10 protein-coding genes are annotated in these 10,667 nt (G+C 63.5%); 3 read left to right on the forward strand and 7 right to left on the reverse strand.

Annotated features, from left to right (window positions below):
• Positions 1 to 154: 154 nt before the first annotated feature.
• Positions 155 to 1,468, forward strand: coding sequence for an ABC transporter substrate-binding protein (locus AmiPiv_RS08290; RefSeq protein WP_340036872.1), 1,314 nt, complete (start codon positions 155 to 157; stop codon positions 1,466 to 1,468).
• Here the strand turns inward: AmiPiv_RS08290 and AmiPiv_RS08295 are convergent.
• Positions 1,451 to 2,191 carry a FadR/GntR family transcriptional regulator gene (locus tag AmiPiv_RS08295; protein ID WP_340036873.1) on the reverse strand — a complete coding sequence of 247 codons (741 nt, stop codon included), beginning with the start codon at positions 2,189 to 2,191 and terminating at the stop codon, positions 1,451 to 1,453. The genes AmiPiv_RS08290 and AmiPiv_RS08295 overlap by 18 nt on opposite strands.
• A gap of 293 nt (positions 2,192 to 2,484) precedes the next feature.
• On the opposite strand from AmiPiv_RS08295, the gene AmiPiv_RS08300 reads away from it, so the two are divergent.
• Both AmiPiv_RS08300 and AmiPiv_RS08305 read left to right on the forward strand, forming a co-directional pair.
• Positions 2,485 to 4,848, forward strand: coding sequence for a DUF1989 domain-containing protein (locus tag AmiPiv_RS08300; protein ID WP_340036874.1), 2,364 nt, complete (start codon positions 2,485 to 2,487; stop codon positions 4,846 to 4,848).
• Positions 4,849 to 5,169: 321 nt separating this feature from the next.
• Positions 5,170 to 5,874, forward strand: a complete 705-nt coding sequence (locus AmiPiv_RS08305; RefSeq protein ID WP_340036875.1) for a helix-turn-helix domain-containing protein — start codon at positions 5,170 to 5,172, stop codon at positions 5,872 to 5,874.
• Between the two features lie 58 nt (positions 5,875 to 5,932).
• On the opposite strand, the gene AmiPiv_RS08310 is transcribed toward AmiPiv_RS08305, so the two are convergent.
• From AmiPiv_RS08310 to AmiPiv_RS08335, 6 genes are all read right to left on the reverse strand, one after another.
• Complete coding sequence (locus tag AmiPiv_RS08310) at positions 5,933 to 6,340, reverse strand: group II truncated hemoglobin (protein WP_340036876.1); 408 nt, start codon at positions 6,338 to 6,340, stop codon at positions 5,933 to 5,935.
• A 97-nt stretch (positions 6,341 to 6,437) separates the two neighbouring features.
• Positions 6,438 to 7,478 (reverse strand): heme-dependent oxidative N-demethylase family protein, encoded by a 1,041-nt coding sequence (locus AmiPiv_RS08315; protein WP_340036877.1) that lies wholly within the window; start codon positions 7,476 to 7,478, stop codon positions 6,438 to 6,440.
• A 28-nt stretch (positions 7,479 to 7,506) separates the two neighbouring features.
• Entirely contained in the window at positions 7,507 to 8,472 is a 966-nt protein-coding gene (locus AmiPiv_RS08320) for a PDR/VanB family oxidoreductase (RefSeq protein WP_340036878.1), read from the reverse strand.
• The gene (locus AmiPiv_RS08325) at positions 8,469 to 9,062 is read right to left on the reverse strand and encodes a dimethylamine monooxygenase subunit DmmA family protein (RefSeq protein WP_445206920.1); all 594 of its coding nucleotides are present in this window, start codon (positions 9,060 to 9,062) and stop codon (positions 8,469 to 8,471) included. The genes AmiPiv_RS08320 and AmiPiv_RS08325 overlap by 4 nt, the downstream gene beginning before the upstream one ends.
• Positions 9,063 to 9,081: 19 nt before the next feature.
• The gene (locus AmiPiv_RS08330) at positions 9,082 to 10,215 is read right to left on the reverse strand and encodes an aminomethyltransferase family protein (protein WP_340036879.1); all 1,134 of its coding nucleotides are present in this window, start codon (positions 10,213 to 10,215) and stop codon (positions 9,082 to 9,084) included.
• A gap of 271 nt (positions 10,216 to 10,486) precedes the next feature.
• Positions 10,487 to 10,667 (reverse strand): formate--tetrahydrofolate ligase (locus AmiPiv_RS08335; protein ID WP_340036880.1); only part of this gene is annotated, 181 nt, incomplete at its 5' end.

The raw sequence follows: 10,667 nt of genomic DNA on the forward strand, positions 1-10,667 counted from the left end.
TCCTTTTTGGTATAGACCAAATTTGATTATTGGTTCCTCTGGTCCAGTTTATGTTGCCTGCCGATATGCCAATTTGTCAACCGAGTTTCCTGTGAGGAAGAAAAATTTCGCGCGATCAGGATGGAGCTCCCGGCTTTTGGTGGTATCTACAGACATGCAGAATTCCAGCTTTGCCCATCAACTCGCGGTTTCCAGTCTCCTGCCCCGGCTGTCTGTCGGCATGCCGAACGCAGTGAACATCGGCTTCCTGGCCCCGCTTAGCGGTCAGGCGGAGTCGTGGGGCCTGCCCGGATTGCATGGCTGCCGAATCTGGGAGGACTGGCTGAACAAGACCGGCGGGTTGCTGATCAACGGGCGCCGCTATCCGATAAAGATCGTCGAATATGATTGCGACTACGATGCCGGGCGCGCCGCGGAGGGCGCGCGCCATCTGGTGGAACAGCATGACGTCAAGCTGCTGATGATGCTGGGCGGAGATACGATCGCGCAGATACGGGATTACCTGACCCATCGCAAAGTCCTGACCTCCACCTTGCTGCCCAGCGACCTGTCGCCGGATACGCCTTACCTGATCGCCCCCAGTGAAACGCATCCGATCTACAACGTGACCGGGGTGGACTGGCTGGCTCATGCAAGGCCGGAGCTGCGGACCGTCGCGATCTGCAGCCAGTCCGATGCGCTCGGCCTTCCTTCGCTCGCGACCTATCGCGCGGCCTTCAAGGCCGCCAATGTCGGGATCGCCAAGGAAATCCAGTATGATCCCGACATGACCGATGCTGCCGCAATCGTGCAGCCGATGCTGGATTCGAACGCCGACATCCTATGCTGGTGCACCAGCTATACGCCTATGGTCCATGCCATGACCGAGTATGCCCACGCGCAGGGGTTCAAGGGACAGATCATATCCTGCACGCTGGATTATTACGACCAGCTCGTGGCCCGAACGTCCGTTGAATTCATGGAAGGTTTCGTTTTCCAGTTTCCGGATTTCGATGACGAAAAGCTGACGGACAAGACGTTTTTCTTCAACCAGCCGAAGGGCTTCTTCGACGAATACAACCACCGCTTCCCCGGCACCTGGACCGCGGTGAGCTGGGAATATGTCGCGATCCTGGATATCTGGCATGCGGCGGTCGAAAAGTGCAACAGCGTCAATTCTCCATCCGTGCTGGCGGCAATGAAGCAGCTTGGGCATGTCACCCACGCGTTCGGCCCGGCGCATTGGTGGGGCGAGAGCATGTTCGGGATCGACAACGCGCTGGTCGGAGACTGGCCGGTGGTGACGCTGAAAAACGGCAAGGCGAAGATTGCCGCCTTCGGCTCGATCCCGCGCTGGCTGAAACGCCACGGCGGCCTGCTCAAGCAGGAAATGTCGGATCTGGGGCAGCTCTGGGAACAGCGCCTGCGATCGAGCGGGAACGGAACCGCCCTGCAGGGACGGACGCCGGAATCACTCCTGCAGAAATAGCTTCTGCTCCTCGATCAGGTGCAGCTTGATGAACTCGACGGCGCGCTCCACGTCGCGAGAGGCTATCGCATTGAACAGAGCGTTGTAGCGCTGCTGGTATTCGAGGATCCGCTTCGGCGACAGGTGCCGGCGAAGCAGCGTGGTGCGAAAGCTCACCCGGCAGGCCTCGATCGTCAGATTGTAGCAGGATGCCAGCAGCGGGTTGTGCGTTCCCTCGGCGATCTTGCGGTAGATTTCCTCTTCGCATTTCACGAAAGCGGCAACGTCCGTATGCACGTTTTCGATCTTCGACATGAGCTGTTCAAGGTCCCACACCTCGCGCGGCGTCATGTTGATGACGGCGAGGCGAACCATTTCAGGCTCGAGGATGCCGCGCACCACAAGGTGGTCCAATGGGCTGGTCTCCATTGCCACCGAGCTGTCTCCCCGCTCCGGCACGTCTTCCGAGCGATAGGTCACGAAACTGCCGCTGCCGGGACGCCGTTTGATGACCTTGCGGGTTTCCAGGACGTCCAGCGCCTCGCGCACCGTGTTGCGGGCCACCCCCATCTCCGAAGCCAGCGCCCGTTCCGACGGAAGGCGCGCATTCAGCGGATATTCCTCTGAACTTATCTTCGCAAACAACCGATCCAGAACGGTCTGCACCGTCGCTCCCACCGAGTAGCTGGCGATGATTTGAGGTGTGAGCTGGTCGGTCTTAACCTTCATTTCACGGCCTTGCATGTCAGTTCTGCCTCATGGCCACGAGACGAATCCTACCGCAGCACAGTCTAAGTTTGAAATGTTTGTCGAAGCCGGTTCACTAACACGGTGGCGCGGGCAGGGGCAATCGCTCGGTGGGTCGGGGGCGGGGCTTCAAACGATCCCGAACGACGCCCGGGAAGTTGCCCGGCGGACGGTCACCTTGCCTCATTTTCCGGCATTGCGGCGAAACGAAGCCTTGCTAGGACGGCAAAATCAGGTATTCTCTAGATTGAAATATTTTTACACACAGGCAAATTCCTGACGAGGTGGTAATGACGATCGCAGACTACCCCGCCGTGACGATGGGCCCGCCGAAGCCCAGTCTCATCCTGCAGCCCGGTCTGCTCATGCCCGGCATGGAGCGCTATCACGTGCCGGGCGCGGGGGCGGCGCTGTTCGAAATCGAGGCCGGCGACCGCATCGCCATCCGCAACCTCGAGGGCGGCCAGCCCTGCGAGCTCGTCGCCTTCGATGCCGCGGGCCGCGCCGATCCCGGCATCCTGGGTGCGCGCACCAACAGTGACGCCTCGGGGCTCAAGGACCTGCTCGCCACTGGCGACGACAGCCTGCAGAAGTTCCGCCTCGGGCTCGCCCGGCGCAAGCTCGACCTCGGCCGGGCCGAGGCGGTGCGCTTCTTCGACGCCACGACGCCGGCAGGCAAGGAAGAGAGCTTCGTTGCCAGCCGCGACGGCACGCTGGTGGTTGCCGCGCCCGGCGGCCCGATGGCGGTCGACGGCCACGACACCTCGACGCCGCTGGTGGTCATGGTGAAACGGGCAACCGTCCGCAAGGCCGGCAAGTCCGATCTGCCCGACCCGCTCGCCGACCCGGTGCTCGACCTCAGGATCAAGTCGCGCACGGCGGAGAGCTATTTCGTCAAGGCCGGCGACTACATCCAGATCATCGACGTCGACGGCCGCCAGTGCACCGACTTCCAGTGCTTCTCGGCCCGCAAGCTCGACAAGGGCCGCGACCTCGCGCTCGACGTCACCGCCACCCGCTCGCTGATGGGCCACGCCTATCCGATGCCGGGCCTGCACGCCAAATATTACGACCAGGACTTCGAGCCGCTGGTCGAGGTCATCCAGGACACCTGCGGCCGCCACGACGCCTTCGCGCTCGCCTGCTACGCCAAATATTACGACGACATCGGCTATCCTGGGCACATCAACTGCTCGGAGAATTTCAATGGCGCGCTCGCCGACAGGGGGGTGACGCCGCGCGCGGGCTGGATGGCGGCGAACTTCTTCTTCAACACCGGCATCGACGCCCATGGCGTGATGTATTCCGACGAACCCTGGTCGCGGCCGGGCGACTACGTGCTGCTCAGGGCGCTGACCGACATCGTCTGCGTGTCGTCGGCCTGCCCCGACGACACCACGCCGTCCAACGGCTGGAACCTCACAGACATCCACGTCCGGACCTATTCCGGGCAGAACAAATTCTCGCGAGCGGTAGCTAGACGAATGACCCCTGACGCCGAACCCAAGATGACCCGTGAGACCGCCTTCCACTCGAGCTTCGCCAAGCACACGCGCAACTTCATCGAGTACAAGGGCTATTGGCTGCCGAACGAATTCGCCAAGGAAGGCCCGATCGAGGAGTACTGGGCCTGCCGCGAGAAGGCGGTGGTGATGGATCTTTCCGCCCTGCGCAAGTTCGAGGTCACCGGCCCGGATTCCGAAGCGCTGATGCAGTACACGCTGACCCGCGACGTCAAGAAGCTCGGCGTCGGCCAGGTCGTCTACACCGCCATGTGCTACGAGCATGGCGGCATGGTCGACGATGGCACGCTGCTCAGGCTCGGCAAGGACAATTTCCGCTGGATCTGCGGCGACGACTATTCCGGCGTGTGGCTGCGCGAGGTTGCCGAGAAGCTCGGCCTCAAGGTGCTCGTCCGCTCCTCGACCGACCAGATGCACAACATCGCCGTCCAGGGCCCCAACAGCCGCGACATCCTCAAGCAGATCGTCTGGACGCCGCCGCACCAGCCGTCGCTCGCCGAACTCGAGTGGTTCCGCTTCACCATCGGTCGCATCGGCGATGCGCAGGGCGTGCCGATCGTGGTGTCGCGCACCGGCTACACCGGCGAGCTCGGCTACGAGGTGTGGTGCCATCCGCGCGATGCCGAGAAGGTTTTTGACGCAGTCTGGGAGGCGGGCCAGCCGCATGGCCTCAAGCCGATGGGCTTTGCCGCCCTCGACATGGTGCGCATCGAGGCCGGCCTGATCTTCGCCAACTACGAGTTCTCCGACCAGACCGACCCGTTCGAGGCCGGCATCGGCTTCACCGTGCCGCTCAAGACCAAGACCGACGACTTCATCGGCCGCGAGGCGCTGATCCGTCGCAAGGAGCATCCGATCCACAAGCTGGTCGGCCTCGACATCGACGGCAACGTCGCAGTCGGCCACGGCGACTGCGTCCATATCGGCCGTGCCCAGATCGGCGTCGTCACCTCGTCGATGCGTTCGCCGATCCTGAAGAAGAACATCGCGCTCGCCCGCGTCGATGCCACGCACGCCAATGTCGGCACCGAGGTGGAGATCGGCAAGCTCGACGGCCACCAGAAGCGCCTGCCGGCCCGTATCGTGCCTTTCGCCCACTACGATCCGCAGAAGACGAGGCCGAGGTCGTAAGGCGGGATTGCAGCCGGCAGCGGCCAGCGGAAGTGCTGAGATGGAGGGAGGTCGGTGCGAACGGAAAAGGGCCGAGCGCACCGGCCCTCGACCTTTTGCTGCTGGTCGCGGAAGGGAATGTCTGGGACGATTGCCCTTGGCGAAGTATTACCCCTGGCGCAGCCGGCGTCCGGATGAAATCATGCCTCGCGATGCCGATGCGGCAAGAATCGGTCCCGGCTGCCCAAGGTTCCATCTTCGTGGAACTTGTAAGCAAGAGGAAAGAAAATTACCTGACGTGCACTTTTGGCCTTATGAATCGCCGAATGGGGAATATTTGACGTGAAAGAAGACCAGTCTGTTGCCACGCTACTCGATGGCAAGCGAGCGGCCGTCGTCACCAACAAGGGGCGGCCGGCGCCGCTCAAGCAAGATCCGCACGCCATTCGCGACACGCCCGAGAAGGTATTGGAGGTGGCGCTCGGCCACGAGGTGCGTGCCTTCCGCAAGAAGCTCGGCATCACCGTCGCCGACCTTGCCGCGATGACCAACATCTCGCTCGGCATGCTGTCCAAGATCGAGAACGGCATCACCTCGCCGTCGCTGACGACGCTGCAGGCCCTGTCGCGGGCGCTGGGCGTGCCGCTCACCGCCTTCTTCCGCCGCTTCGAAGAGGAGCGCAACGCCGTCTTCGTCAAGGCGGGCGAGGGGGTCGACGTCGAACGGCGCGGCACGCGCGCCGGCCACCAGTACAACCTGCTCGGCCACATCGGCTCCAACACCGCCGGCGTGACCGTCGAGCCCTACCTGATCACGCTCTCGGAGGATTCAGACGTCTTTCCGATGTTCCAGCACGAGGGCATGGAATTCCTCTACATGCTGGAGGGCGAGGTGGTGTATCGCCATGGCAACAACCTCTACCGCATGACGCCCGGGGACAGCCTGTTCTTCGACGCCGACGCGCCGCACGGGCCGGAGGAGTTGACCACGCTGCCGATCAAGTATCTGTCGATCATCTCGTATCCGCAGGGCAGCAGCGGCGATTAGGCGTCCCGCCATCCTGGGCGGGTCTGCGGCGGTCGCGCGGCGGCATCGGAAAGCAGGTTCAGTCGCGGTTGCGGGCCGTCTCGGCGGCGAAGCCGAAATGGCGCATCACCATGTCGCGCCAGTTTTCCGGGATGTCGGCCTTTTCCACCGCGCGGCGCATGCATTTCAGCCAGAGGTCGCGCTCTTCCGGGCCGATCTCGACATGCTCGTGGATTTCCTTGAGCCTGGAATGGCCGTGCTTCTGCACATAGTAGCTCGGCCCGCCGAAGAAGCCGCAGAGATAGTTGAACTGTTCCTCGCGCGAATGGGCGACGCCGTGCCCGCGCAGGTGCAGGCGGTGCAGAAGTTCGGCGTCCGCATCCTGCTCGACGATGTCGTAGAAGGTCTCGACCAGGCGGTGGATCGCCTCCTCGCCGCCGAGCTCGGAAAACAGCGATCGCCTTGCGGGCTGCAGCGGATCGTTCATCGTCACCTCCGACCAGATGCGGCCGCGTACGGCTCTGCCTGTAAAGATAAGGGCGGCCCCGGCCTTTGCCGGGACCGCCCCTGGCATCGTCGGCCGATCAGTCCGGGCTGAAGCCGGGCGAGGTCGGGGCGCCGTCGTCGTACTTTGACAGCCACTCGACGACCGTCGGGCGGTAGCGGGTCAGGCCCTTGTAGTCGGCAAGTTCGTCCGGCAGGTCGCGCAGCACGCGGTGGAAGCGGCGCGCCCATTTCGGCTGCGCCACCAGTTCCTCCATCTTGATCAGATAGCAGCGGATCGGGAACACCAGCGCATTGGAACGCGGCAGCCGCCAGAAGCTCTGCAGTTCGACGCGCAGGTGGACCTTCTCGCCGACATTCTCGGGCGTGACCGTCAAACGGTCGGAGCCCCATTTGTGGAAGTTCTCCGGGCTGGTGTCGAGCCGCGGATTGATGGTCATGGTCCAGTTCAGGCGACGCGCCGGCTGGCCCTGCTGGACGTTGGTGAGGAACTTCAGCGCGCGGGTGAAGATGCCCTTCTCGTGCGCCAGCGGCACTGGTGCATGCCACTCGAAGAAGTTCATGCCGATGTCGAAGTCGAGCGACCAGTCGGCCTGGGTGGTGACCATGCCGGCATCCATCCACAGATTGCCCTCGCGCTGGTCGAGGACCGCGAAATCGCCCTGGCTCTGGCGGGTGATGTATTCCATCGGCCCGTAGGGCAGGGTGGAGAGATCACCGAAGGTGAAGGTATCGTCGATGCCGAGCGGCCGGTTGACCCAGCGCCAGCGATCGCCTTCCCGCGTCAGCTCGAAATGCTCGGGATAGCTTTTGGCCTTTGCGGTCATCAGCAGTTCGAGAAGGTCCCAGCCGGCCAGCGTCATGTGCGGCAGCGACTGGCAGCGCAGCGGATCCTCTGCCAGCACCATGGCGCGATCCTGCATCTCCGAGACGTAGTGCTCGTCGACGTCGATGAGATGCTCGAAGACCGAGTTCTTCGGGCCGGGCACGTGCGGCTCGATGTTCACCGCATACATGTAGGAGTCTTCGTTGAACGGGAACGGAAACCGCCTGACCTGCTCGGGACTGTTCCTGAAGCTGAAGTCGTCGCGGAACGTCTCTTTCCTGAAATTGATACCCATGAAATCCTCCCAATTCCGGGGCCGGTTGTCAGCGTTCGAGAACCAGTGATTTTCCCTCGAACCGCGACACGCACGGCATGATCTTCTTGCCTGAGCAGTGTTCCTCCTCGCTCAGCCAATGGTCGTTGTGCTTGAACGTGCCGTCATAGGAGACGACGTTCGTCTCGCACTGGCCGCAGACGCCGCCGCGGCACAGATAGGGCGGGTCGATGCCCGCGGCTTCCAGGGCCTCGAGCAGGCTCTGCTGCTCACCGACGCGGATCTCCTTCTTGGACACGGCCAGCGTGACGTCGAAGGGCTTGCCCGGCTGCGGCGCAGCGAAATGCTCGTAGTGCACCGTCCCTTCCGGCCAGCCGTGCTGGGCGGCGGTTTCCCGCACCCAGTTGATCATGCCCGCGGGGCCGCAGACATAGATGTGCGTGCCGAGCGGCTGGGTGGCGAGCAGGCGTTCGAGCGGGATACGCTCGTTGCGGTCGTCGTAATAGAGGTGCACGCGGTTGCCGTAGCGCTCGCGCAGCACGTCCGTGTAGCTGCCCAGCGCCGCGGTGCGGCAGGTGTAGTGCAGCTCGAAATTGCCGCTCGCGGAGGCGAGCTGCGCGGTCTGCGCCAGGAACGGCGTGATGCCGATGCCGCCGGCGATCATCAGATGCTTCTTGGCGCGCAGATCCAGCGAGAACAGGTTCACCGGATAGCTGATCACCATCTCCATGCCGCGCTTGACGCGATTGTGCATGAACAGCGAGCCGCCCCGGCCGGAGTCGTCGCGGCGCACGCTTATGGTGTAGTCGCGCGTGTTGAGCGGCGAGCTCATCAGCGAGTAGGGGTTGAGCCTGGTCTTGTCGGCGTCGCGCATCTCGACGACGACATGGGCGCCGCCCGAAAAGGTCGGCAGGTCTTCGCCGTCCGTGCGCTCGAAATGGAAGCGCTTGACCAGTTCGTTGACCGCGACGACGTCGGTCACGGTGACGTTCAGTTTGGTTGTTCCCGCGCTCACCGGAAAATCTCCTCCTTGTGAGGGACCTCGGTCGGGTCCTCCGCGTTGATGCAGACGCCCTGGAATGCAGCGATGCGGCGCGAATAGTGGTCGCGCACCAGCAGCAGCAGCCCGCAGTGCGAACAGGTCGCCGGCTGGGTGGTCACCTCCTCGGTGATCCCCTTGCAATGCACGCACTGCACGCGACGGGCGAGCGAGCCGCGCTGCTCGGTCTGGATCGAGGCATGGTCGATGCCCGCCTCGGTCGCCGCCAGCATGGCCTGGCCGATCAGGCCTTCGGTGCCGGCGAGGTAGATCCGCAGGCCCATATGGGCGTTGGCGAGGGTCCATTTCAGCCGCGGCAGGGCCGCCGCGAATGACGGACCCTCATAATACTGGGCCGGCTTGAGCGCCTTCAGGCTGTCCTGGAAGCGGTTTCCGGTCCGGCCCGGTATGAAGATGATATGGGCGCTGGCGAAGAACCCTTCGGGCGCCTGCCTCGCCAGGTCCAGTATCGCGGACGCCCCTTCGGCGTCCGCTATGAGAAGGTGGCTGCTGCCGGCCTGCGGGGACAACATTCCGTAGACCGGGCGACTGAGGATCGTCTTCACCGGTGCACTGTCCAAGGTCTCAGCCCTTCGCCGTGCGCTTCAGCTTCTTCGGATCGTCGAACGGCAGCGACTGGGCGGTCGCCTTGACCGTGCCGCTGGCGTTGCGGATCTCCAGCGGCGTGCCGACGATGGCGCAGTCGACGTCGAGGCGAGCGATGCCCATCGACTTCTTCACGAGCGGCGAATACATGGCGCAGGTTACCACGCCGACCTTCTTGCCGTCGCGCCAGATCTCGGCGCCTTCGTCGGCTGCCTTGTCGCTGTCGAGCAGCACGCCGAAGATCTTGAAGCGTTCCTTGCCCTTGAGGCGGTAGTGCTCCTCGGCGCCGCGGAAGCCGGTCTTGCCCGGGCTGACGGTGAAGTCGAGGCCGAGTTCCCACAGCGTGTCGCCGGGGCCTTCGTTGGCGAACGGATACTTCTGCGAGTTGTCGTAGGGGTAGAACAGCAGGTAGCTCTCGACGCGCAGCATGTCGAGGGTGGTGAAGCGCGTCGGGATGATGCCCATCGGCTTGCCTTCCTCGACGATGGTGTCCCAGATCTTGCCGGCGTCCTGGCCGCGGCAGAAGATCTCGTAGCCGCGCTCGCCGGTGTAGCCGGTGCGCGAGATCATCACCGGCAGGCCGAAGAGCTGGGTCTGCATGTGGTGGAAGTAGTTGAGGTCGCGGATGCCCGGCACGTGCTTGGCGAGGTAGTCGACGGCGAGCGGGCCCTGCAGCGAAAGATCATGCAGGTTGTCGTCGAAGCGGACCGAGACGTCGCGGCCGATCGAGGCGCGGGTCAGTTCCTCATGGCCCGATCCGGAGCCGTGCACGACCATCCAGGAGTTGGTCGAGATGCGGTAGATGACGCAGTCGTCGGTGAACTTGCCGGCATCGTTGAGCATGCAGGCATAGACGGACTTGCCGGGATAGATCTTCTCGACGTCGCGCGTGGTGCAGAGATCGATGACATGCGAGGCATGGGCGCCGGTGATGTGGACCTTTTTGAGGCCCGAAACGTCCATCAGGCCGGCCTTGGTGCGGATCGCGACGTATTCCTCGTTCGCGTCCTTGTCGTAGGACCAGGCCGTGCCCATGCCGCTCCAGTCTTCGAGTTTGGAACCGAGCGCGCGGTGACGGTCGGCCAGTGTCGAAAAACGCCAGGAAGCTGTCATTTGATAAATCTCCTCCACTCTGTCCATTCCGCCCCGGGAACGGCGACCTCGCCGTTGGGGCGTTGTGTCGGAGACATATTGACTCGAAATCTGCCGGAAGGGCAATATCCAAGTGCAAGAAATTTTACTGATAGGCAACTTTTGGGTGAGCCCGTCAGGCCGGACACCCGTGCGCAGAATTGCGCGCGCCTGAAATTCGCCGGTCCCCGGAAACGACGAGGCCCGGCAAGATTGCCGGGCCTCGGGTGTTCGCGACGCTTGGACTTGGCTCTCAGAACAGGCCTTCGATCTGGCCCTGTTCGTTGAGGAAGATCTTCTCCGAGGAGGGGGCCTTGGGCAGGCCGGGCATGGTCATGATCTCGCCGCAGATGGCGACGACGAAGCCGGCGCCGGCGGCCAGGCGCACCTCGCGCACCGGCACCACGTGGTCGACGGGCGCGCCGCGCAGGTTC

The sequence above is a fragment of the Aminobacter sp. Piv2-1 genome (genome assembly GCF_037625995.1).
In the GTDB taxonomy this organism is placed as follows: domain Bacteria; phylum Pseudomonadota; class Alphaproteobacteria; order Rhizobiales; family Rhizobiaceae; genus Aminobacter.

Excerpts from the sequence above, each read along its gene's own strand:
- AmiPiv_RS08290 (WP_340036872.1), top strand. The coding sequence starts at position 155 with ATGCAGAATTCCAGCTTTGCCCATCAACTCGCGGTTTCCAGTCTCCTG.
- AmiPiv_RS08295 (WP_340036873.1), bottom strand. The coding sequence starts at position 2,191 with ATGCAAGGCCGTGAAATGAAGGTTAAGACCGACCAGCTCACACCTCAA.
- AmiPiv_RS08300 (WP_340036874.1), top strand. The coding sequence starts at position 2,485 with ATGACGATCGCAGACTACCCCGCCGTGACGATGGGCCCGCCGAAGCCC.
- AmiPiv_RS08310 (WP_340036876.1), bottom strand. The coding sequence starts at position 6,340 with ATGAACGATCCGCTGCAGCCCGCAAGGCGATCGCTGTTTTCCGAGCTC.
- AmiPiv_RS08315 (WP_340036877.1), bottom strand. The coding sequence starts at position 7,478 with ATGGGTATCAATTTCAGGAAAGAGACGTTCCGCGACGACTTCAGCTTC.
- AmiPiv_RS08330 (WP_340036879.1), bottom strand. The coding sequence starts at position 10,215 with ATGACAGCTTCCTGGCGTTTTTCGACACTGGCCGACCGTCACCGCGCG.